Annotated in this window: 20 protein-coding genes, 1 tRNA gene and 1 pseudogene; 14 read left to right on the top strand and 8 right to left on the bottom strand. The window is 72.0% G+C overall.

The genetic code is table 11. The features are described from left to right. Positions 1-153 precede the first annotated feature (153 nt). Together RNL97_RS17225 and RNL97_RS17220 are read right to left on the bottom strand one after the other, a co-directional pair. Positions 154-1,884: a SpoIIE family protein phosphatase gene (locus tag RNL97_RS17225; protein WP_243314480.1), complete on the bottom strand. Its 1,731-nt coding sequence runs from the start codon at positions 1,882-1,884 to the stop codon at positions 154-156. A gap of 101 nt (positions 1,885-1,985) precedes the next feature. Next, positions 1,986-2,735 (bottom strand): alpha/beta fold hydrolase, encoded by a 750-nt coding sequence (locus RNL97_RS17220; protein WP_243314478.1) that lies wholly within the window; start codon positions 2,733-2,735, stop codon positions 1,986-1,988. Positions 2,736-2,956: 221 nt separating this feature from the next. Here RNL97_RS17220 and RNL97_RS17215 point away from each other — a divergent pair, with 221 nt between their 5' ends. The 3 genes from RNL97_RS17215 (at position 2,957) to RNL97_RS17205 (ending at position 5,619) form a co-directional block, all read left to right on the top strand. Continuing rightward, entirely contained in the window at positions 2,957-3,442 is a 486-nt protein-coding gene (locus RNL97_RS17215) for a peroxiredoxin (protein ID WP_030578974.1), read from the top strand. A 105-nt stretch (positions 3,443-3,547) separates the two neighbouring features. Then, entirely contained in the window at positions 3,548-4,057 is a 510-nt protein-coding gene (locus RNL97_RS17210; protein ID WP_030578976.1) for a hypothetical protein, read from the top strand. A 122-nt stretch (positions 4,058-4,179) separates the two neighbouring features. Further along, a complete protein-coding gene (locus RNL97_RS17205) occupies positions 4,180-5,619 on the top strand; it encodes a flotillin family protein (RefSeq protein WP_030578979.1) in 1,440 nt (479 codons plus the stop codon). A 69-nt stretch (positions 5,620-5,688) separates the two neighbouring features. Here the strand turns inward: RNL97_RS17205 and cobM are convergent, their stop codons facing one another. Both cobM and RNL97_RS17195 read right to left on the bottom strand, forming a co-directional pair. Beyond that, positions 5,689-6,438, bottom strand: a complete 750-nt coding sequence (gene cobM, locus RNL97_RS17200) for a precorrin-4 C(11)-methyltransferase (RefSeq protein ID WP_030578982.1) — start codon at positions 6,436-6,438, stop codon at positions 5,689-5,691. Further along, positions 6,435-7,706: a bifunctional cobalt-precorrin-7 (C(5))-methyltransferase/cobalt-precorrin-6B (C(15))-methyltransferase gene (locus RNL97_RS17195; RefSeq protein ID WP_030578985.1), complete on the bottom strand. Its 1,272-nt coding sequence runs from the start codon at positions 7,704-7,706 to the stop codon at positions 6,435-6,437. Before RNL97_RS17195 ends, cobM begins: the two co-directional genes overlap by 4 nt. A gap of 241 nt (positions 7,707-7,947) precedes the next feature. On the opposite strand from RNL97_RS17195, the gene RNL97_RS17190 reads away from it, so the two are divergent. The 6 genes from RNL97_RS17190 (at position 7,948) to RNL97_RS17165 (ending at position 13,476) form a co-directional block, all read left to right on the top strand. After that, positions 7,948-8,358 carry a YciI family protein gene (locus RNL97_RS17190; protein ID WP_030578987.1) on the top strand — a complete coding sequence of 137 codons (411 nt, stop codon included), beginning with the start codon at positions 7,948-7,950 and terminating at the stop codon, positions 8,356-8,358. An 18-nt stretch (positions 8,359-8,376) separates the two neighbouring features. Further along, positions 8,377-9,654, top strand: a complete 1,278-nt coding sequence (locus RNL97_RS17185) for an RNA polymerase sigma factor (RefSeq protein WP_313750915.1) — start codon at positions 8,377-8,379, stop codon at positions 9,652-9,654. Positions 9,655-9,728: 74 nt separating this feature from the next. After that, positions 9,729-10,424 (top strand): HhH-GPD-type base excision DNA repair protein, encoded by a 696-nt coding sequence (locus tag RNL97_RS17180; protein WP_374115137.1) that lies wholly within the window; start codon positions 9,729-9,731, stop codon positions 10,422-10,424. Positions 10,425-10,599: 175 nt separating this feature from the next. Next, positions 10,600-12,132 (top strand): M28 family metallopeptidase, encoded by a 1,533-nt coding sequence (locus RNL97_RS17175; protein WP_243316358.1) that lies wholly within the window; start codon positions 10,600-10,602, stop codon positions 12,130-12,132. Positions 12,133-12,369: 237 nt separating this feature from the next. After that, positions 12,370-12,666: a type II toxin-antitoxin system VapB family antitoxin gene (locus RNL97_RS17170; RefSeq protein WP_003967677.1), complete on the top strand. Its 297-nt coding sequence runs from the start codon at positions 12,370-12,372 to the stop codon at positions 12,664-12,666. Between the two features lie 207 nt (positions 12,667-12,873). Beyond that, on the top strand, positions 12,874-13,476 hold the full coding sequence (locus RNL97_RS17165; RefSeq protein WP_030579000.1) for a LytR C-terminal domain-containing protein: 603 nt from the start codon (positions 12,874-12,876) through the stop codon (positions 13,474-13,476). A 114-nt stretch (positions 13,477-13,590) separates the two neighbouring features. Here the strand turns inward: RNL97_RS17165 and upp are convergent, their stop codons facing one another. Then, complete coding sequence (gene upp, locus RNL97_RS17160; protein WP_010063062.1) at positions 13,591-14,226, bottom strand: uracil phosphoribosyltransferase; 636 nt, start codon at positions 14,224-14,226, stop codon at positions 13,591-13,593. A 102-nt stretch (positions 14,227-14,328) separates the two neighbouring features. On the opposite strand from upp, the gene RNL97_RS17155 reads away from it, so the two are divergent. From RNL97_RS17155 to RNL97_RS17140, 4 genes are all read left to right on the top strand, one after another. Further along, positions 14,329-14,571, top strand: a complete 243-nt coding sequence (locus RNL97_RS17155; RefSeq protein ID WP_030579004.1) for a hypothetical protein — start codon at positions 14,329-14,331, stop codon at positions 14,569-14,571. A 293-nt stretch (positions 14,572-14,864) separates the two neighbouring features. Next, complete coding sequence (locus tag RNL97_RS17150) at positions 14,865-15,416, top strand: tRNA adenosine deaminase-associated protein (protein WP_243316355.1); 552 nt, start codon at positions 14,865-14,867, stop codon at positions 15,414-15,416. A 185-nt stretch (positions 15,417-15,601) separates the two neighbouring features. Then, positions 15,602-16,030, top strand: coding sequence for a tRNA adenosine(34) deaminase TadA (gene tadA, locus RNL97_RS17145; protein ID WP_030579011.1), 429 nt, complete (start codon positions 15,602-15,604; stop codon positions 16,028-16,030). Positions 16,031-16,120: 90 nt separating this feature from the next. Then, a tRNA-Ser gene (locus RNL97_RS17140) sits at positions 16,121-16,208 on the top strand. 104 nt (positions 16,209-16,312) lie between these two features. Here the strand turns inward: RNL97_RS17140 and RNL97_RS17135 are convergent. The 3 genes and pseudogenes from RNL97_RS17135 to RNL97_RS17120 all read right to left on the bottom strand — a co-directional run bounded on the left by RNL97_RS17135 (position 16,313) and on the right by RNL97_RS17120 (position 19,725). Beyond that, a pseudogene (locus RNL97_RS17135) lies at positions 16,313-17,193 on the bottom strand (methyltransferase domain-containing protein). Between the two features lie 868 nt (positions 17,194-18,061). Next, the gene (locus RNL97_RS17125; RefSeq protein WP_199814156.1) at positions 18,062-18,985 is read right to left on the bottom strand and encodes a Scr1 family TA system antitoxin-like transcriptional regulator; all 924 of its coding nucleotides are present in this window, start codon (positions 18,983-18,985) and stop codon (positions 18,062-18,064) included. Beyond that, positions 18,982-19,725 (bottom strand): DUF6879 family protein, encoded by a 744-nt coding sequence (locus RNL97_RS17120; protein ID WP_243314447.1) that lies wholly within the window; start codon positions 19,723-19,725, stop codon positions 18,982-18,984. The genes RNL97_RS17125 and RNL97_RS17120 overlap by 4 nt, the downstream gene beginning before the upstream one ends. Positions 19,726-20,636: 911 nt before the next feature. On the opposite strand from RNL97_RS17120, the gene RNL97_RS17115 reads away from it, so the two are divergent. Then, positions 20,637-21,683, top strand: a complete 1,047-nt coding sequence (locus RNL97_RS17115) for a MarR family transcriptional regulator (RefSeq protein ID WP_313750913.1) — start codon at positions 20,637-20,639, stop codon at positions 21,681-21,683. Positions 21,684-21,749 lie beyond the last annotated feature (66 nt).

Raw genomic sequence — 21,749 nt, 5'->3', positions numbered from 1 at the left:
GGCCCGGAACCGGTGATCGACCGGCCGGACCTGTACGGCATCACGAGCCTAAAACCGGGCTGAGGCAGACCGCGACCACCGCTCCGGAGGCCGGGGACACTCCGCGGTTCCGCAAGGGGCACTCCGCCGGACAGCGAGAAGCACCCCGGGGGGTCACTCCGGCGGGGTCGGCCGGACCACCGGTGGGCCCTCGCGGATCCGGGAGGCGAGCACGGCGATGTCGTCCTCCGCGTCCTCGCCGAACCGGTCCAGCACCCGGTCCAGCAAGTCCTCCAGGTGACCGCCCGGCGGCACGGTCAGCGAGGCCAGCCGCTGCACGGACACATCGATGTCCTCGCCCCGGCGCTCCACGAGACCGTCGGTGTACATGAACAGCACGGTCCCCGGGCGGCAGGGCACGGACGCGGTCCGGTAGCCGCCGAACCCCGTGCCGAGCGGCGGCCCCACCGGCACCGGCACGACCCGGGCCCCGGTGGCGCCCGGGTCGATGAAGACCGGGGGCAGATGGCCCGCGCTGGCCACCTCGCACACCCCGCCGAACCGGTCGACGACGGCGAGCAGACAGGTCGCCGCCCGGTCCAGGCCGGACCGCTCCACCATGGTGTCGAGCTGCTCCAGGATCTGGTGCGGCGGCAGGTCCTCCCCCGCCAGCAGCCGCAGCAGCGAGCGGTACTGGCTCATCGCGACGGCCGCCTCCACCCCGTGGCCCATCACGTCGCCCATCGCCTTGAGGTGCCGGCCGTCCTGGAGCGGTACGACGTCGAACCAGTCCCCGCCGACCAGGACGCCCTCGTCGGCGGGGAGATAGCGGGTGGCGACCTCGACGTGGGAGTGGGGGCCCCACGGCTCGGAGAGCAGGGAGCGCTGAAGCTCGCGGGCGATGCTGTGCTCGTGGTCGTACCGGCGGGCGTGGTCGAGGTCGACGCCCGCCCGGACGGCGAGTTCCCGGGCGACGGCCACGTCCTGGTCGCCGAAGGCGGGGGAGCCCTCGGCCCGGACGAGGCTGAGCGTGCCGAGCGGACGGCTCCGGGCGGTGAGCGGGACGACGAGCACCTGGCGCAGCCCGAACGCCCGGGTGGCGGCGATCCGGTCCGCGGTGGGGCCTCCGCGCTCCTCGCCGCGGTCGTCCCAGTCGTCGATGACCGGTTCGTTCTCCGTCAGGCAGCGGTTCACCGCGGAGTCCGCCGCGAAGTCGACGTACTCGCCGGGGTGGCCGAACCGCTGCACCGGCGCGTCGAGTTCTCCGTGACCTTGCAGGGCGGCCCGCCGCAGCCGTACGACGCCGGGGGCCGGGCGGCGTACGGAGTGCCCCACCTCGGCGGGGAACACGTCGACCACCGCGACGTCGGCGAAGTCGGGCACCACGAAGTCGGCCAGCTCCCGGCAGGTGGTGTCCATGTCGAGGGTGGTGCCGATCCGGACGGCGGCGGTGGAGAGCAGGGCGACATGGCCGCGGGCCTGCTCCAGTTCCTCGCGCTGCCGGGCGATGTCGGTGATCTCGACGACGATCGCCATCAGCCCGCAGCCCTCCCCCTCCGCGTCGAGCCGGTGGTACGTGGCCCGCCAGAGCTGCTGCTCCTCCTCGGTCGGCGCCCAGGTCCGCCCGCTGATCGTCACTTCCCGGGGCTTGCCGTCGGCCAGCACCTCGCGCAGGGCGGCGGCCTGGCCGTGCAGCCCGGGCAGCACCTGGGAGAAGGTCCGCCCGATGTGGGAGCGGGCGGGGAGGCCGTTGAGCCGTTCGAGGGCGGGGTTGACGTAGGTGTAGCGAAGATCGTGGTCGAGCACCGCCACGGCGGCGGGATTGCCGTCGAACAGGGCCGCGACGGTCTTCGGATCGAAGAACGACGGCATGCCGTCGTCGCATGTGTCGGCCTGCAAGAGCATGCCTCCCACCGCTCGTCGGCCCCCGAGCCTCCATCGTCGGCCGCGCCCTCCCGTACCGCATCCGCAGGAGGGCAGGCGGGGCCCGGGACTCTCGCCAGGCCCTAGGCGCGCGTCCGGGCCCGGAACCGCCCGGGATCCGGGCCCGGGCCGGGGTCCAGATCGAGGTCCAGATCGAGGGTGCCTTCGGTGGCCTCGGCGGTGGGCGGCAGGGCGAGGGCGTCGCCGATCGGACCCGGCAGACTGCCGGAACCCAGCAGTCCGGTGACCAGCCCGGTGGTGAGCCGGTGCCAGGCGGAGGCCCGCCGGATCATGGCGTGGTCACCGTCCCGGACGGTGACCATGCACGTACGGGCGCCGGCGCGGCGGGCCCGGGCGGTGAGGGACTGGGTGGCCTGGGGACTGGTGAGCCGGTCCCGGTTGCCGTGGACGAGGACGATGTCACGGCCTGCGAGCTGGGTGACCGGGTCCCCCGGCGGACACCACGGAGCGAGCCCGACGACGCCCCGCACGAGAGGGTGCCCGGCGGCGCGGAGGGCGGCGCGCGCGCCCATGGAGTGGCCCAGGAGCACCACCGGCAGGTCGTCGCCCGCTGCCTCCCGCAGCGCGTCGAGGGCGGCCACGGCGTCGTGGAGGGGGTCCGCGCGGTCGCCGTTCCAGCCCCGGCGGCCGTACCGCACCTGCGTCACGAGAACGTTGCCTCCGGTGGCGCGGGCGGCCCGGTCGACGGCCCGGACGAAGGGGCGCATACGGGTGCCGGGCAGATTGAGGAGACCCGGCGGCGGGGGCTCCGTACCGGTCTCGCGCCCTCCGTGCAGGACGAGAACCGCTGCCGACGGCGGTCGTTGGGCCACGCGTACCTCCAGGTCCGGGTGCGGGGCCCGGGCGCCCCTCTCCCCGTATTCGGCGCCGAGGCCGCCCCGGATGGGCGAACGGCTCGACGGATGCCGATGGAACCCGACGGAACCCGACGGCATCCCGCCGGATCAACGACTCACCGGCCCCGGAAAGTGCCGCCCCCGGTACGGTCACGACCTCGGAGCGTCCGCGTACCAGACACAGAAGGAGCCTTCCCATGGCATCAGGCCCCCAACTCGGCAGCACGGCACCCGACTTCTCCCTCCCGGGCGGAGTCCTGTCGGGCGAGACCTTCGACCGCGCCGACTACCGCCTCTCCGCCGCCCGTGGCCGATCCGTGGTCCTCGCGTTCTACCCGGGGGACAACACCTCGGTCTGCACGAAGCAGCTGTGCTCGTACTCCTCGGGCATGGAAGCCTTCGAGGGCCTCGACGCCGACGTCTGGGGAATCAGTCCACAGGGTGTGGACAGCCATGAGTCGTTCGCCCGCGCCTTCGGCCTGCGCATGCCGCTCCTGGCCGACGAGGGCCGGGAGATCGCCAAGGCGTACGGGGTCTCCGCGCCGGGCATCGGGGTGCGGCGGGCGGTCTTCCTCATCGGCCCGGACGGGGTCCTGCGCTGGAAGCACGTGTCGTTGCTCGGAGCGACCTTCCAGTCACTCGACACCCTCACGAACCGTCTGTCCGGCATCAAAGACGCGTAAAGATTGCCGGATCCCGGCAGTGACCGGAGCGGACCGCGTATGGGACCATCCAGCCAGATCGACGAAAAACACTCGGGGGAAGTCGACAGGCAGGGGAGTGATCGCGTGACCTTCTTTCTCGGTCTCGGCATTGCGGGAATCGTCCTGCTGGCCCTCTCCCTGATCTTCGACGGGGTCCTCGAAGGTCTCTTCGACGGCGTGGTGGACGGTCTCTTCGACGGACTGCTCTCGCTGCCGGTGATCGCCGGCTTCCTCTCGATGCTGGGCTTCGGCGGAGCGATCGTGCTCGGCGCGACCGGTGCGGGGACGCTCGTGGCCACCGTCGTCGGCGGCGCCGCCGGCCTGGTCGCGGGCTGGCTGACCTGGAAACTCAGCAGGGCCCTGATGCGCGACCAGACGCACGCCACCCCGCGCGAATCCGACCTGGTCGGCACCTCGGGTTCCGTGGTGACGGCCATCCCCGCCGGGGGCTACGGCGAGGTGCTGCTGCGCCTGGGCGGCCAGCCGGTGAAGTACGCGGCCAAATCGGCGACGCCCGTCGCGCGCGGGACCGAGATCTGGGTGGAAGAGGCCCTGTCGACCACGTCGGTCGCGGTACGCCCGGTGGAGCGCTGACCACGCATCACCGGCTCCACCCGCCCGCCCCGAGCCCACCGCCCCACCCCGGTCAACTCCACAGCACGGCCCGCTCCACAACGATCTGCCGTCCCCCAAGGGAGGCAGGGGGGACAGACCTCATGAGTCCAGTAGTCATCGCCGTCATCGGCATCGTCGTACTCCTCGTCCTGCTCGGCCTCGTCGTCATCACGCGCTACAAGGTGGCCGGGCCCAGCGAAGCGTTCATCATCACCGGCCGCCGCGGCAAGAAGTCGACGGACCCGGTCACCGGACGCACCAGCATCGACAACAGCGGCCAGAAGGTCGTCGTGGGCGGCGGCGTCTTCGTCGTGCCGTTCGTCCAGCAGAAGTTCACCCTGGACCTCTCCAGCCGCCACATCCCGATCTCGGTGCGCGGCGCGGTGACGCTGCGCGGCGTCAAGTCGAACCTCGAAGGCGTCGCGATCGTCAAGGTCGGCGGCAGCGAGGACGCGATCCGCGCCGCGGCCCAGCGCTTCCTCCAGCAGCAGGACGGGATCGTCGGCTTCACCCAGGAAGTGCTCTCCGGCGCGCTGCGCGCGATCGTCGGCCGCATGTCGGTCGAGGACATCATCCGGGACCGGGCCGCGTTCGCCGGCCAGGTCGCGGAGGAGGCCGAGGCCAGCCTCTCCGGCCAGGGCCTGATCCTGGACGCCTTCCAGATCCAGGACATCACCACCGAGGGCTCCTACCTGGAGGACCTCGGCCGCCCGGAGGCCGCCCGCGCCAAGCAGGAGGCGGACATCGCCGAGGCCATCGCCAAGCGGGCCTCGGAGCAGGCCCGGCTGAAGGCGGCCGAGGAGATCGCCATCGCCGAGCGGACGTACTACCTGAAGCAGGCCGAGATCAAGGCCGAGACGGAAGCCGCGGCCGCCAAGGCCAACGCCGCGGGCCCGCTCGCCGAGGCGGCCCGCCAGCAGGAAGTCCTCGCCGAGCAGGAGAAGGTCGCCGAGCGCCAGGCCGCCCTGACCGACCGCGAGCTGGACACGAAGGTCCGTAAGCCCGCCGACGCCGCCCGCTACCGGGCCGAGCAGGAGGCGGAAGCCCGCCGCATCGCCCAGGTCAAGGAGGCCGAGGCCGACGCGGAGCGTTCGCGCCTGACCGGTCAGGGCGAGAAGCTGCACCGTTCGGCTCTGGCCGACGCGGTCCGCATCGAGGGCGAGGCGGAGGCCGCGTCCATCGCCGCCAAGGGTGCGGCCGAGGCCGAGGCCATGCAGAAGAAGGCCGACGCGTTCGCCCGGTACGGCGACGCGGCCGTCCTCCAGATGCTCGTCGAGGTCCTCCCGAGTGTTGTCGCGAAGGCCTCGGAGCCGCTGAGCGCCATCGACAAGATGACGGTCATCTCCACGGACGGCGCGAGCCAGCTGGCCCGCACGGTCACCGACAACGTCGCGCAGGGCATGGAACTGCTCAGCTCGACGACGGGCGTCGACCTCGCGTCCCTCCTGGAGAACCTGAAGAACCGCACGACGACGGTCCCGTCCCCGGCCACCACCCCGGACGCACCCGCGGCGAACGGCGAGATCGAGATCAAGGGCTGACGCGAAGCACGCCACGCGCACCGGTGCCCGGCAGCGACCTGTTCGCCGCCGGGCACGCCCCTGTCCCCGTCAGCACACGTGGCGGTCCCGCTCCGGGGAGTACAGGTGGCTGTCCCGGAACTGCTCCGCGCCCAGCGTGCGGCCCACCATGATGACCGCCGTCCGGATCACCCCCGCCGCCTTCACCTGTGCGGCGATGGAGTCCAGGGTGCCGCGCAGGATGATCTCGTCCGGGCGGGACGCCATCGCCACCACCGCCGTCGGGCAGTCCGCCCCGTAGTGCGGGAGCAGTTCGTCGACCACGCGGTCCACGTACCGTGCCGCCAGGTGCAGCACGATCAGCGCGCCGCTGCGGCCCAGGGTCGCCAGGTCCTCGCCCTCCGGCATCGCCGTGGCGCGCTGGGCGATGCGGGTCAGGATCACCGTCTGGCCGACCGTCGGGACCGTCAGCTCGCGCTTGAGCGCGGCGGCGGCAGCGGCGAACGCGGGGACGCCGGGGACGACCTCGTACGGCACGCCCGCCTCGTCCAGGCGCTTCATCTGCTCGTTCACCGCGCTGAACACCGACGGGTCCCCCGAATGCAGCCGCGCCACGTCGTGGCCGTCCGCGTGGGCCCGGACCAGCTCGGCGGTGATCTGGTCGATGTCCAGGTTCGCCGTGTCGATCAGGCGGGCGTCCTTCGGGCACTCGGCCAGCAGTTCCACCGGGACCAGGCTGCCCGCGTACAGGCAGACCGGGCTGGCGGCGAGGATCCGGGCGCCGCGCACCGTGATCAGGTCGGCCGCGCCGGGGCCCGCGCCGATGAAGTACACGGTCATCGTCTGTCTCCTCTGTACGAACGTGTCTCTGAAGCCGAAGGTTTCGTCACCGACCACTGCGTCACCGGCATCGCCTGACGCCACCCCGTGAACCCGCCGACCGGGACGGCGTGCGCGACCGACAGCCGCACCAGCTCTCCCCCGTACGCCTTGTGCCGTTCGGCCAGCAGCGCCTCCGACTCCAGCGTCACCGTGTTCGCGACCAGCCGGCCCCCCGGCCGCAGCGCCTCCCAGCACGCGTCCAGCAGGCCCGGCGCGGTCAGGCCGCCGCCGATGAACACCGCGTCCGGAACGCCGAGTCCGGCCAAGGCCGAAGGCGCCGGGCCCGTGACGACCCGCAGGCCGGGGACGCCCAGGCGTTCCGCGTTGCGGGTGATCCTCTCGGCCCGCACCGGGTCCCGCTCCACGCTCACCGCCCGGCAGGACCGGTGGGCCCGCAGCCACTCGATCGCGATCGAGCCCGAGCCGCCCCCCACGTCCCAGAGCAACTCCCCCGGCGCGGGCGCCAGCGTGGCCAGCGTGGCGGCCCGGATGTGCCGCTTGGTGAGCTGGCCGTCGTGCTCGTACGCCTCGTCCGGCAGACCGGGCACCGTGCCGAGCCGCAGCGCCTCCGCCGACGCCCGGCACTCGATCGCGACGACGTTCAGCCGGTCCCCGGGCTCGTGCGCCCACCGCGACGCGACGCCCTCGACGTGCTCCTCGCCCTCGCCGCCCAGCTGCTCCAGCACCCGCACCCTGCTCGGGCCGAACCCCCGGTCCGTCAGCAGCGCCGCGACCGTCGCCGGCGTGCTCGCGTCCGCGCTCAGGACGAGCAGCCGCCGCCCCTCGTACAGGGAGGCGGCCAGGCGCGCCGCCGGACGGCCCACCAGCGTCACGACCTCCGTGTCCTCCAGCGGCCAGCCCAGCCGCGCGCAGGCGTACGAGACGGAGGAGGGGTGCGGCAGCACGCGCAGCCCCTCGGGCCCCAGCTCCTCCGCGAGCGCCCGGCCGATCCCGTAGAACATCGGGTCCCCGCTCGCCAGCACCGCGATCCGGCGCTCCCCGTGCTCGGCGAGCAGCCTCGGGACGGCCGGCCGCAGCGGGGACGGCCAGGCCACCCGTGCCCCGGCGCACTCCGGCGGCAGCAGGTCCAGCTGGCGCGCTCCGCCGATCAGCACCTCCGCCCCGCGCAGCGCCTCCCGTGCCGTGCCGGAGAGCCCGGACCAGCCGTCCGCGCCGATCCCCACGACGGCGACGGGGTACGGACGCGGGGCTGGGGATGCGGGCACGGGCCGGGACCTCGTCGTTCGGGGCTCAGGAGGATTCGGGGTTCAGGAGGGTGGAAAGCGGGCGCGACGAGCGGAAACGAGGCGCAGCCGCACTTTACTGAACGCCCGTTCCCCCCACCCCGCCGGGTGAATCCGAAGGAATTTCGCGCGTGGTGTCGAGAAGCCCTCATCGGCCCCGACGTCCCCTGTGCAAGAGGAAGAACGACCACGGAACGACACGAGCGACCAGGAGGCGACGGTCATGAAGTATCTGGTGATGGTCCAGGGCACCCAGGCGGACTACGACGCGCAGACCGGCAAGGGCAGCGCCGACAGCCCGGCCTGGGACGAGAAGGCCATGCAGGAGATGTTCGCGTACATGGGCAGCATCAACGACGACCTCGCCGAGTCGGGCGAGCTGGTCACCGGCTACGGGCTGCGCGAGCCCGCGTCGGGCCGGGCCGTCAGCGTCGACGCCGAGGGCCGGCCGGTCGTCTCGGACGGGCCGTACAGCGAGACCAAGGAACTGCTCGCCGGGTTCTGGGTCCTCGACTGCGAGAGCCTGGAGCGGGTGACCGAGATCGCCGCCCGCGTGGCACGCTGTCCGCAGCCGGCCGGGGCGCCCGAGTACCCGGTCCTGATCCGGCCGGTGGACGGCGGGATCGACGACTGACCGAACCGAAAGGTCCAGGTGGGCCGAGCGGCCGACGACATCGAGGACCTGTTGCGCCGTCACGCGCCGCAGGTCCTCGGCGCACTCGTCCGCCGGTACGGGCACTTCGACCCGGCCGAGGACTCCGTCCAGGAGGCCCTGATCGCGGCCGCCGAGCAGTGGCCCGGGGCCGGGATCCCCGACAACCCGCGCGGCTGGCTCATCCGGGTCGCCTCCCGCCGCCTCACCGACCGGCTGCGCAGCGACGAGGCCCGCCGCCGGCGCGAGGAGACGGCGGCAGCCCTCACCCCGGCGGACGCGTTCGTCACCCCGCCGCCCGGGGAGGGGCCCGCCGGGACAGGGCCTTCCGGCCCGGGCCGGGCCCCCTCCGAGGACGACACGCTCACCCTGCTCTTCCTCTGCTGCCACCCCGCGCTCTCCCCCGCCGCCCAGATCGCGCTGACGCTCCGCGCGGTCGGCGGCCTCACCACGGCCGAGATCGCCCGCGCCCATCTGGTGCCGGAGGCGACGATGGCGCAGCGGATCAGCCGGGCCAAGCGGGCGGTGCGCGGTACGCGGTTCCGGCAGCCGGACGCCCGGGACCGCGACCAGCGGCTCGCCGCCGTGCTCCAGGTCCTCTACCTGATCTTCAACGAGGGCTACACCGCCACCGCGGGCCCCGACCTCCACCGCACGGACCTGGCCCGCGAGGCGATCCGCCTGACCCGCGCCGTCCGCCGCCTCCTCCCCCACGAGGGGCGGGTGACCGGGCTGCTCGCGCTGATGGTCCTCACCGAGGCGCGCACCCCGGCGCGCACCGGCCCGGACGGCGGGCTGATCCCCCTCGACGAACAGGACCGCGCCCTCTGGGACCGTACGGCCATCGCCGAAGGCATCGCCCTGGCCGAGGAGGCGCTCGCCCGGGGGCCCGCCGGGGACTACCAGCTCCAGGCCGCGATCGCCGCCCTGCACGACGAGGCGGAGCGCGCCGAGGACACCGACTGGCCGCAGATCCTCGCCCTGTACGACCTCCTCGTGCGGCGCTCCCCCGACCCCGCCGCCGCGCTGGGCCGGGCGGTCGCCGTGGCCATGGTGCGCGGGCCCCGGGCGGGGCTGGCGGAGGTCGGCGCGCTGGCGGAGGCCACGGGGCGGCGGAACCACCGGGTCGACGCCGTACGCGGCCACCTCCTGGAACGCGCGGGGGAGCCCGACGCCGCCCGTACCGCCTACCGCGCGGCCGCCGACGCCACCCTCAGCGAGCCCGAGGCCCGCTACCTGCGCCGGCGCGCGGACCGGCTGGACCGGCCGGACGGATAGGGGGTTACTCCCTTCGGCCGACAGGGAAGAGGCCATCGGCGCAGCCCCGGTCGCCGCCGCCCGCCGCGCTCGCGATGATCGGCAGCATGACCACGAGCGGCAGCGACAGCACCGGCGGCAAGGGCGGAGCCAAGGGGGCGGATACGGGCACGGGCGCGGCCACCACCCTGCGGATCGCCCAGAATCCGGAGGCGGACGGGCTTCTGGGGCGCAGCCCGCTGGCCGCCCTGGTAGGCATGCTGCTGGACCAACAGGTGCCGATGGAGTGGGCGTTCACGGGCCCGTACACCCTCGCGGAACGGATGGGCGCCGACGACCTGGACGCGGGGCGGATCGCCGCCTATGACCCGGACGCCTTCACCGAGCTGTTCACCACCAAACCGGCCCTGCACCGCTACCCCGGTTCCATGGCGAAGCGGGTGCAGCAGCTGTGCCGGTACCTGGTCGCGGAGTACGGCGGCGACGCGAGCGCGGTGTGGCGGGACGCCGCGACCGGCGACGACCTGCTGGAACGCCTCAAGGCCCTGCCCGGCTTCGGCGCCCAGAAGGCCCAGATCTTCCTGGCGCTGCTCGGCAAGCAGTTGGGCGTACGGCCACCGGGGTGGCGGGAGGCGGCGGGCCCGTACGGGGAGGCCGGATCGCACCGGTCGGTGGCCGACATCACGGGCCCGGAGTCGCTGGTCGAGGTACGTGCCTACAAACAGGAGGCCAAAGCGGCGGCCAAGGCGGCCAACACCGCGAGAAAGCCCGGGACGTCACGGAAGAAGTGACGCGGGCACAGATAGGGCACCGCCATGTGCCGGAGCAGGCCGACGCCCCCTTCCCCCCGGACCAGAATCAGCCACACCGGTTCACAGGCGTCACCCCACTCGCTAGCTTTCGCAGCACATTCGTTCAGCCGTTCAGACCGGAAGGACTCCTGTGCACGCAACCCGTCGCAGAGCCATGGCGGTCGTGGCCGCCACCGCCCTGGCCACACCGCTCCTCCTGGCCGCGTCACCGCACCCCGGACGCCCCGCGCCGCACGACCCCGGGAAAGAAGCTGCCAAGCTGTCGCGGGAGTTGGTGAGGAACGCGTCCGCACGCGACGCCCACAAACACCTCCGCCGGTTCCAGGCGATAGCCGACTCCGCCGATGGCCACCGCGCCGCCGGCTCGCTGGGCCACGACGCCTCGGCCGCGTACGTCCACCGGCAGCTCCAGCGCGCCGGGTACCAGGTCTCGTACGAGAGCTTCCGCTTCACCTACACGGAGACCCTGGCCGAAAAGCTCGCCGTGGTGTCGCCGACGCCCCGCGACGTGACGATCAAGGCCATGACGTACACGCCGTCGACGAAGGAAGGCGGCCTGACGGCACGGCTCGTCGCCGTACCCGTCGACGGGACGACCGGCTGCGAGGCCGCCGACTACGCCGCCGCGGACTTCACCGGCGCCATCGCGCTGATCAAGCGCGGCGGCTGCTCCTTCGCCGAGAAGCAGGCGGCGGCGGCCACTGCGGGCGCGGCCGGAGCGGCCATCTACAACAACGTCGAGGGTGCGCTGTCCGGCACGCTCGGCGAGGTCGCCGCCGGGAAGATCCCGACCGGCGGGCTCACCCAGGAGGAGGGCGAGAAGCTCGCCGCCGACCTCGCGGCCGGCGAGGTGACGGTCGGCTTCGAGGTCCGCGAGCTCCAGGAGGACCGTCCCACCCGCAACGTCATCGCCGAGACGCCCGGCGGCAGCGCGGCACGGACCGTGATGCTCGGGGCCCACCTCGACTCGGTGACCGAGGGCCCCGGCATCAACGACAACGGCTCCGGCTCCGCCGGTCTGCTCGACGTCGCCCTGAAGCTGGCGAAGTCGAAGAGCGAGCCGGCCAACAAGGTGCGGTTCGCCTGGTGGTCGGCCGAGGAGAACGGCCTGATCGGCTCGGAGAAGTACGTCGCGGCGCTCTCCGACAAGCAGCGCGAGCAGATCAAGCTCTATCTGAACTTCGACATGATCGCCTCGCCGAACGGTGTCCAGTTCGTCTTCGACGGCGACAACTCCGACCAGGTCGGCGAGGGCCCGGGCCCGGAGGGCTCGGCCCAACTGGAGCGGGACATCAACGCGTTCCTCGACGGCAAGGGCAAGCCGCACGAGGGCACGGACTTCACCGGCCGCTCGGACTACGGGCCGTTCATCGAGGTCGGCATCCCCTCCGGCGGTACGGACACCGGGGCGGAGGGCATCAAGACGGCGGCCCAGGCCGAGGTGTTCGGCGGCGAGGCGGGGATCGCGTACGACCCCTGCTACCACGCGGCCTGCGACGACCTGGACAACATCGACATGGGTCACTTCGACACCAACATCGACGTGATCGCCAACGCCGTCGGGACGTACGCGCACGACCTGCGCTCGCTGACCCGCCCGGCCGACCCTGACACCGGCGCCGGGACGCCCGGCAGCGGCGGCAGCGGAGGCGGCCTGCGCGAGGGCCACGGCCGCGTCACGGAGTAGCGGCCGGCTTACGGGCTCCCGCCACCGGAGCCCGTAAGCACCGGAGGCGGGAGCCGGCGTACGGAACAACGCCGGCGGGCGGGAGCGGCGTCGACGGGAGCAGACGGACGAAACCACCCCTGGGATGCCCCGCTGACCCGGTATCCCGCCCTATCCAGCGCTATACGCCCTTTGCACCGGCATAGCGGTGAGCTTCCGTGGCTGCGCCCGGTGGCTCTTGACCGGTAGGCTTTCCGTGTGATCTTCAAGCGCATCGGAAATGGGAAGCCGTACCCCGACCACGGCCGGGAATCCACCCGCCAGTGGGCGGATGTCGCGCCGCGTCCGGTTCGCCTGGACCAGCTCGTGACCACCAAGGGCCAGCTGGACCTGGAGACCCTCCTCGCCGAGGACTCCACGTTCTACGGGGACCTGTTCGCGCACGTCGTGAAGTGGCAGGGCGACCTCTACCTGGAGGACGGGCTGCACCGGGCGGTCCGCGCCGCGCTGCAGCAGCGCCAGGTCCTGCACGCGCGCGTCCTCGACCTGGGCTGACACCGCTCCCGGCACCGGCGCACCTGCCCCCGCGGCACCCTCACCCACCCCACTGGGGTTTGCGCATCTTGAGGCATCCTCCCGAGACCCGGATTCGGGCTTTCGGGTGCTTTCACGCTCATCCGGGTGCCATACGTTGATCATTTAGTACGCATCATCACCGGGTCGCACTACGCTGCCTCCATGAGCATGCTCACTCCCCCCGGCATGGGCGGAAAGTACCGCATCACGGGCGACACCTACCCCCGTATGCGCCGCCCCCGGCACCGCCGCAGGCTGGTCCTCGCGGGCATCGGAGCCGTCGTCGTCCTCGGTCTCGTCGGCTGGGGCAGTCTGCAGCTCATCGAGGTGTTCACCGGCGGCGACAAGAGCGCGAACGCGGCCGACCACCAGCGGGACTGCCCCACGGCGAAGCCGTCCGTGGCCCCCGTCAAGGCGCTCCCGAAACCGGCCGCGATCAAGGTGAACGTCTACAACGCGACGACGCGGACCGGGCTGGCCAAGGCCGCCGCCGAGGAGCTCAAGAAGCGCGGTTTCGCCATCGGCGACGTGGGCAACGCGCCGAAGGAGTACGACAAGAAGGTACCGGGCACGGGCGTGCTGCTCGCGGCCCCGGCCGCGAAGAACGGCAGCTTCACGGTGCTCGGCACCCAGCTGGCGGGCACGGTGCAGAAGACGGACACCCGGAAGACGGGTGAGGTCGATCTGATTCTCGGTGCGAAGTTCAAGGCGTTCAGCACCCCGAAGGAGGCCACGGCGGCGATGACGGCCCTGACGAGGCCGGCCCCATCCCCCTCCCCCTCCTGCTGACGGGGGCACACCCCGGCGCACACAAAAGCGCCCCGTTCCGGTGCGTACGCGCGGCCTCGTGCGTACGCACCGGAACGGGGCGCGAAGTCGTAAGGAGAGGATCGGGGCTGGGCCCTACTCGGCCGTCCCGTACATCCGGTCGCCCGCGTCGCCGAGGCCCGGCACGATGTAGCCGTGCTCGTTGAGCCGCTCGTCGACGGAGGCCGTGACGACGGTGACCGGGGTCCCGGCCAGCTCGCGTTCCATCACCTCGACGCCCTCGGGCGCCGCGAGGAGGACGACGGCGGTGACATCGTCGGCACCGCGCTTGATCAGCTCCTGGATGGCCGCGACGAGGGTGCCGCCGGTGGCCAGCATCGGGTCGAGGACGTAGACCTGGCGGCCGGAGAGGTCCTCGGGCATCCGGGTCGCATACGTCTCCGCCTGGAGCGTCTCCTCGTTGCGGATCATGCCGAGGAAGCCCACTTCGGCGGTCGGCAGCAGCCGCACCATGCCGTCCAGCATGCCCAGACCGGCCCGCAGGATCGGGACGACCAGGGGCCGGGGGTGCGAGAGCTTCACCCCGGTCGTGGGCGTCACCGGGGTCTCGATGTCGACCTGCTCGGTACGCACATCCCTGGTGGCCTCGTAGGCGAGGAGGGTGACCAGCTCGTCGGCGAGCCGCCGGAAGGTCGGGGAGTCGGTGCGCTTGTCGCGCAGCGTGGTGAGTTTGTGCGCCACCAGCGGGTGGTCGACGACGTGGATCCGCATGCGTCAACAGTAACCGCGCGGCCCGGCACTCTGCGCTGGCATCAACCACCTGTTCGGGGGGAAGGTGGGGGCATACGGACCCGGTACTGGGGTGGTGTGTCGATGGCTGACGGGGACCTGCGGGACAACGCGGCCTCGCGCGGACCGCGCGAGGGGCGCGGCGTCGAGGGCGTGGCGGACGCGGCCGAGGACGCGCGGGAGAGTGACGCGGCCCGCCGCCGACGACGCGCCCAGTTCCTCCGTGAGCTGCACGAGGCCAAGCAGTTGAGGGACCGGGTGCAGCCGCGCCGGGCCCGGGCCGCCCGAATGCGGCAACAGATGCGGATGCGCACGTTCCGCTGGTGAACCGGCGGGTGGCGGTGAACCGACGGACGACGACGGGCGAATCATCTGACGAAACCCCTGGTGAGCACCCGGGTGAGCCCTCCACGTACCACCGGCGCACTCCCCCGCCGATCGGTGCGTCAGGGTGAGGGCCGACCAGGCACTCCTGGAACTGATGGCCGACGCAACGGCCGAAGAGGTCTCGCACGGCGCTTGTTTCTGCCACGATGCCGATTGGGCGGGGCTCAGGACGGACGGACCACCGTTCGCCCTCCCGTCGGACCGATTCGCCTATGACCAGTGGGAGAGTCACGGTGTACTTCGCCGCACTGCTCGCGCGCACCGAAGACGGGTGGGAAGCGAGCGATACAGAGCTCGACGATGTGGAGACCCTGTCCGATCTGACGGACCTGGCCCGGGAGGCCTCGGTGGACGAGGACACGGTCCTGGTCTACATCGAGCAGGAGGACGCCTGGTTCGGCGTCGTCCGGGTGGACGGTGAGGAGGACCCCCGGATCTACGTCTCGGACGCGTCCGCCGCCGCCCGCTCCTCCTACGGGGAGATCCTGCTCACCGACGAACTGCTCGGCCGCGAACCAGGGGCCGAGGACGAGATCGCCGCCCTGGAGGAGCTCGTCGACCTGGACGGCACGGAGGACGGCGAACCGGAACGGACCGCTCCCGTGGCCGACACGGACGACGACGCCCCGGACCCGGACGCCGTCCCGGCGGGCCCGATCGGCGAGCTCGGGGTCCTGGCCGACCTCGGGATGTCCGAGAAGGAGCTGCTCACCCTGCAGACCGACGCACTCTCCGAGATCGCTGAGGCCGTGGGAGCGGCGGAGGTCCTGGAGTCGGTCCGCTGAGGGGCCCGCGACCCGCTGAGGTCCCGCGCACCCGTCCATCCATCTCTCCCACCACCCGCCCACCCCACCCCGTCCGCTAGGGTCCGCGAGTGACCGCACGACCGCCGGACCCCTCACCCGAGCCCGCCCCGGATCCCGTACGCGTACCGGAGCCCGACCCCGTACGCGATCCCTGGCAGGCCCCGATGCGCCGCGCGCTGGCCGAGGCCGCGCGGGCGGCGTCGGCCGGCGACGTGCCGGTCGGCGCCGTCGTGCTCGGCCCCGACGGCACCGAGCTGGCGACCGGACACAACGAGCGCGAGGCCACCGGCGACCCGACCGCGCACGCCGAGATCCTGGCCCTGCGCCGGGCGGCCGAGGCCCTCGGCGCATGGCGCCTGACCGGCTGCACCCTGGTGGTCACACTGGAGCCCTGCACGATGTGCGCGGGCGCCCTGGTCCAGTCCCGCGTCGCCCGCGTCGTCTACGGCGCCCGCGACGAGAAGGCCGGCGCGGCGGGATCCCTCTGGGACGTGATCCGCGACCGCCGCCTGAACCACCGCCCGGAGGTCATCGCGGGCGTCCTGGAGCCGGAGTGCGCGGAGCAGCTGACGGCGTTCTTCCGATCCCTCTGACCAGGCACGACCCAGTCGCCTGGCCGTGGACGACCCCGCCCCCGAGAACCGATTTCTGTCCACGGCCCGGGATGGTCTAAGCTCTCTCTCGGTAGCGTGTCCGAGCGGCCGAAGGAGCTCGCCTCGAAAGCGAGTGTGGCGTAACCCGTCACCGTGGGTTCAAATCCCACCGCTACCGCTTGTGGACGAAAGGCCCGGCTCGATTGAGCCGGGCCTTTCGCTTTGCCCTCCGGCGCGTCCAGGCGGGCCAGCACCTCGGCGGTCTCTGCGCCCCTGCGCGAGTTACGCCCTGGCGGGCCGGATGACCTCGCTCGGGTCCCGCAGCCAGACGGCGTGCCGGCCCCGGCCGGCGACGGTCAGGCCGAACTGCTCGGCGTCGGGCCGGCCCTTCGTCTCGTACTCCCACCAGGTCTGCTCGATCTCCTCCCACAGGAACCCGGGCCCGTACTGCCACACCTCCTATCCGGTGGCGGCCATGGCAGCCCCATCGCAGTGCCGTCGTCCTGAACCCGAAGCCGGACCAGGGCTCCGGACCAGAACTCCCTCGCGAGCGGGGCGACGACGATCCCGCCGGGCCGGACCTGCCGCAGCAGCGCGTGCGGGACGTACCGCACCGCACACGTGGCGATCAGCCGGTCGACCAGCCCCAGGCCGGGCCACGGCTGTTCACCGTCCCCGACCCGCAGATGCGGCCGGTACCCGGCCTGGGCCAAGGCCTCGGCGGCCTGCCGGGCCACGACCGGGTCCAACTCCACGCTGTGGACCAGGTCGTCGCCAAGCCGCTCGCACAACAGCGCGGCGACGTACCCGGTGCCGGTGCCGATCTCCAACACCCGTACGCCGTCCTGGACATCGAGCAGCCCGAGCATCCGGGCCACCATCGAGGGCATCGAGTTCGACGACGTCGCCACACCTGGCCCGCCCTCGGCCCCGTCGTCGAGCTGGGTCACCACCGGTTCGTCACTGTTCACCAGCGCGAGCCACGCGTCAGTCCCCACCACCGGCTCGCACCGGTCGGACAGCTGCCGCCAGACATCGACCGGGACGAAGCGGCTGCGCGGCACCGCCTCGAACACCTGCCGCCATCGACCGGTGAGCAACCCGCGATCGGCGAGATCCCGCACCAGATCCGGGTACGCAGGTGCCTGCGGTACGCCGCTCACGACTGCGGCACGAACTGAGGCCGGCTGCCATCCGGCGACGGCTTCGGCTCCTGCGGCGGAGTCCACGGCTTGTCCGACGGGGCCCCGCCATGCTTCCCGGCCTGAATGTGCACGGGGGTGGTGATCATCGTCCGTCTCCTCTGATCGGTGCATTCGATACCACTGACCGGCTCTCGGTGGGGCGAAGCCGGTAAATCCCGTACGGCGGAAACAGATCGACCCGACGCGGGCAGCCACCCTCAGCACACGCCCGGCACAACAGATCCCGGCCAAGGGCGCTGCGCCGGGCGGCGGTTACCGGGGATAGCCGGCACGCCTCGCAGGTACGGACATCCGTGACCGACAAGTTGAGCGTCATCAGGCGTCCCGGAGAGCGGTGGCCACCGCATGGCACGGGCAGGCGCACGTTGGCAGGCGGCACAGGACGTGCACGTCGGCCAGGTCCGTCACCAGCGCACTTCGGCACACAACGCTGCACGGACCGTCCGCCCCAGGTGACAGCGCGTCCTGGGCAACGACCGGCCCCCCGGCCCCCTCGGCGGCGGTGACCGGATCACCACGCCACAACAACGTCAACCCACGCTCGACGCAGTAAGCCCCCGTCTCGTCCTCGACCGACAGGTCGTGCGCCTCCCCGTCCACGTAACACCTCATCCGCGCCGCGCCTCCCGCCAAGCACGTCCCAAGCTCAAGGCCGTCGGGCAGGTAGCTCCGGCGCGGCAAGCGGCACAGGTTGTGGTGTGGTCAAGAAGGGTGCGACAGGTAGCTTCCGGCCAGCGTGAGGGCATGGTCCGCGCACTCATGGCTCTTCCTTCGGCAGGTGGGGGAATCGTGATCGGCACGCATTCGCGTGGCCACGACCAGCACGTTAGGGAGCCGAGGTGGGGGGGCGTTGGGCGATTGCGCCGGGTTGCGAATACCCGTCACCATGTTGAGCGCAGTTGTTCAATCGAGCTAGCTCCAGCGAAGCTCGCGCGCGGCCGATCAAACGCCGCGCCTGAGGCCCCTGGACTGCGGCTTCGGCCATCAGATCCCACGCCCGCTCATAGAGAACGACGTTCTCCTCGTCGTCGAGCCACATCTCAGTGTTGATCGTCTCCACAATCACGCGACGCCGGTCGTAGATCCAGAACCCGTGGCCAGGTGCGCGCCGCAGCTGAGCGCCGAGGGGGAGGACGCTGATCTCGACGGTGTCCAGGCCGATCAGCCCGGCCAGGCGGTCCAGTTGTGCGGCCATGACCTCACGGGGGCACGTCAGCACGTACAACGCCGCTTCCCACACCACGAACCGGAAGAGTTTGCCCGCCTCGTACAAAGCCTGTTGACGGCGCATACGTGCCCGGACCGCTGCCTCGACGTCCCGAGGGATCCTGCGAAAATCGGCGTTCGCCTCGAACGTGTGCCGGGCGTAGTCCGCAGTCTGCAACAGCCCCGGAATGCGGGACACCTCCACGCCTCGGATGAGCTGCGTAGTCATCGTCTCGGTGACGGCCAGTTCCTGGCGTGCCCGATGGCCACCGGCGAGTTGTCGACGCCACGACCGGTACTGCGATTCCAGACCGACGAGCCGTCCCCGTAACTCGGTTGCCACGTCAGGCCGCCCCACCGCCTGGGACCACTGCGTGAGGTCGCTCGCGGTGGGGGTCTGCTTCCCCGTCTCCAGGCGCGAGACCTTCGAGCGTTGCCAGCCGAGTGTCTCGGCCACTTCCTTGCCGTTGAGACCGGCTCCGCTCCGTAGCTCGCGGAGGCGTGCTCCCAGAGCGACCCGCGCGTTTTGGAAGTCGGTGCTCACCCGGTCGAAGCTACCGCCCTCGCGAAGTCCGCGGTGTGCGTCGCGTGGTGCCAGGCCGCGTCTCGCGCCTGGCATGCGAGCGGGACCTCGGCCGGGTCCTCACTCAGGATGACGCCGAGGGTCGTGTCGTCCTCGTCGAAGACGAAACGGGCGACCAGCCGGGAGTCGAACAGCCAGAAGTCGTGTTCCGGCAGGCCCAGCCGGTCCGCCTCGGGCCGTGGCAGGTTACGGACGTCCTCACCGGCCGCCACGTTGCTATGGCCGCTGTCCAGCAGAAACTGCTGCCCCTCGGTGAGAGGCTGGTCGACGAGCCGAACCCGCTCGAACCGCTTGCCCTCAGCTGTCTGCGCCCGGACGTTCTCGCGCCATGCGTTGTCCGGCTCGGCCGAAATATCGACGCCGCTCTTCCACCGCCCCCCTTTCGGACTGTTGCGGTCGGAGGCGTATCCGCGCCGGGTCTCCAGCCGGAAGGCTGTGTGCTTGAACTCGCGGAACTGCGTGACGATCTCGGAGAAGGGCACCATTTCCGGAGCGATGGTGCGTGGGGCGAAGCGGACCAGGAGATCGCGTGGCACCAGCACGAACGTCTCGCCGTCCTTCACGTCGCGGAGCTGGGCCAGCTGTTCGGGGTCGGTCACGCGATCGCCCTGGACAAGGACGTCAGTAGTGCCCTCGACCTCGTAAAGCGTGGGGCAGTCGCCGTCGTCGCTGGTGGTACCAAGGAACCTGAGGCGCGTCATGGTGCCCTCCGTCTACGCCGGGTGGGAATCCAGGATGCGGTGAATAGCACTCGGCCGCCGACCGATTGCGCAGGATTGCAGATCGTCATCAAGGTAGAGCAGTTGCGCGCAACTGTCGGCCGGGCCGGCCCGGTGGCCTATTGTCACCGCCGTGACCAGAACTAGGCCGCCGCGCCCCATACATATCCAGGGGCTCTTCCCGAAGCTGGGGCGCTCCGGGGCGTGACCACGCACCTGCTTCCGCGGCCGGGGCACCCGGCCGCATCGGACAGTTCGGTCAGCGGTCCTCTGATGTGGTCGGCCGATGAGTCGTGGCCGATCTGCACCGAGCCGCACAAACGCAGCCGCGGGCACCGCATCCCGGACATCCATCGCAAACGACAAGTGCTGGCGGACGCCTGGGCCCGTGACGTACCCCCTGAAGAGGAACGGGCCCTCATCACGGAACTCGGCCGCGGGCACCGCGACCGGGCATCGCCTATACCGGCTGCCCCACCGAGCCCGAACATTCCCACCGGCAGGCCTCCAACAGGCCCAGCAGAGAACGACGTTACTCGTCCCGAAGCTCGGGTCCCGGGCCGCGAGACTCGGGCTTCGAGGTCGGTCGGGTCACTCTTCCGGGGGTACGCGGACGGCGCTCCGGCCCGAAGCTCGGGACCCGGGATTCCGGCGTCGGGATGCGGGACCCGGGGTTCGAGCGCCTTCTTTAACCGGGGGGTGGAAAAGGGGGGGGTTGGGGAAGACCTTCCCCCCTCCCCACCCCGCCACGGCCAGCCAGTATGACTAATCGTGACAGCTTGCGGCGCAGCGTGACGGCCGCTTACGGTGCCAGAACCAAACGACCCCGACGCGGTGTTGTCGCACCAGGCCGGGGTCTCACCGCAAGATCGATACCCTAGAAAGACGATCCCGTGGCTACTCAGCACCTTAGCTCTGCCCTGCACGTCCCCGCAGTCTCGCCCGCCTACCCGATGGCCAAGCCCGGGTACGGCAAACGCTCCGCACCCGGCCAACAAGCGCGTGCTCGTGATGACTTCGCCTTGCTGCCGACGCGCGAGCGATACGTCGCCGGGTTCGTCGACCGCCTTCCCGATGGTGCCTCGATGAGCGTGAAGGAACTGGCCAAGCAGCTCCCGCTGTACGGGCAGCAGGCCATCTCCACCGCCCTGAAGGCCCTGTCCGTCGCCGGGCACCTGCGGCGCGTACGGTGCCCTGTCGGCGCCGGCGACGAAACCCGGTGGGTGTTCCGCACGTTCTGGTCCCGCACCGCCCGCGACAACGAGTGGTGGAACACCTACCTCGCCACCGAGACCGCCGCGCAGACCGCAGCGCCCGCACCCGACACGGCCCCGCCGCCCCCGTGGGTCCCGGCCGGGAAGCCGCCGCCACCCACGCGGCCAGAAAGCCCGGCGGCGGCCGAACAGGTCCCCACACCCACCGCCGTACCGCCCCAACGCACCCCGGCCCAGGCACCCGCCGCCGTGCCCGCGCAGCCGACCGAGCCCTCCCCCGCCTACTTCGCGCTCGTCCGCCTCGGCCGCGACGACCACCGCCTGGGCCTCTCCGCCGACGACTGCGCCACCCTCGAACCCCTCGCGGCGCAATGGCTCGACCGGGGCGTCACCGTCGACTACCTCACCAGCGCCCTGACCGCAGGACTCCCCGCCCAGGTCGACTCACCCGTCGGACTCCTCCGCCGCCGCCTCATCGACAAGCTGCCGCCCCGGCTGCCGGCCGGCGCCAGCTCCGCATCCGACGCGCCCGCTCCCACCCGCCGCATCCTCGTCGAATGCACCGACTGCGGCCGCCCCGGCCTCCCGGAAGCCCTCCCCGACGGCCTATGCCGCCCCTGCCACCGAGCCCAGACCACGGCCGGCGATGCCACACCCGACCCCACCGAGATCGCCGCAGTGAAGGCCCACATGGACAACCTCCGCACCCTGCTCAAGCCCGTCTGAGCCCCATCGCGGCTGATCGGATCGCCGCTGCCCGGACTACGAAATCGCAGCACAGAGCGCACTCAG

This window comes from Streptomyces parvus (assembly GCF_032121415.1).
Lineage (GTDB): Bacteria > Actinomycetota > Actinomycetes > Streptomycetales > Streptomycetaceae > Streptomyces > Streptomyces globisporus_A.
Note: the sequence above shows the minus strand (reverse complement) of the source record. Positions and strands in the feature narration are given on the sequence as shown.

Coding starts and splice junctions, on each gene's coding strand:
- upp (WP_010063062.1), bottom strand. CDS start 14,226: ATGCGGATCCACGTCGTCGACCACCCGCTGGTGGCGCACAAACTCACC.
- RNL97_RS17190 (WP_030578987.1), top strand. CDS start 7,948: ATGAAGTATCTGGTGATGGTCCAGGGCACCCAGGCGGACTACGACGCG.
- RNL97_RS17175 (WP_243316358.1), top strand. CDS start 10,600: ATGGCGGTCGTGGCCGCCACCGCCCTGGCCACACCGCTCCTCCTGGCC.
- tadA (WP_030579011.1), top strand. CDS start 15,602: ATGCGCCGCGCGCTGGCCGAGGCCGCGCGGGCGGCGTCGGCCGGCGAC.
- RNL97_RS17225 (WP_243314480.1), bottom strand. CDS start 1,884: ATGCTCTTGCAGGCCGACACATGCGACGACGGCATGCCGTCGTTCTTC.
- RNL97_RS17155 (WP_030579004.1), top strand. CDS start 14,329: ATGGCTGACGGGGACCTGCGGGACAACGCGGCCTCGCGCGGACCGCGC.
- RNL97_RS17215 (WP_030578974.1), top strand. CDS start 2,957: ATGGCATCAGGCCCCCAACTCGGCAGCACGGCACCCGACTTCTCCCTC.
- RNL97_RS17165 (WP_030579000.1), top strand. CDS start 12,874: ATGGGCGGAAAGTACCGCATCACGGGCGACACCTACCCCCGTATGCGC.
- RNL97_RS17120 (WP_243314447.1), bottom strand. CDS start 19,725: ATGACGCGCCTCAGGTTCCTTGGTACCACCAGCGACGACGGCGACTGC.
- RNL97_RS17180 (WP_374115137.1), top strand. CDS start 9,729: ATGATCGGCAGCATGACCACGAGCGGCAGCGACAGCACCGGCGGCAAG.
- RNL97_RS17205 (WP_030578979.1), top strand. CDS start 4,180: ATGAGTCCAGTAGTCATCGCCGTCATCGGCATCGTCGTACTCCTCGTC.
- cobM (WP_030578982.1), bottom strand. CDS start 6,438: ATGACCGTGTACTTCATCGGCGCGGGCCCCGGCGCGGCCGACCTGATC.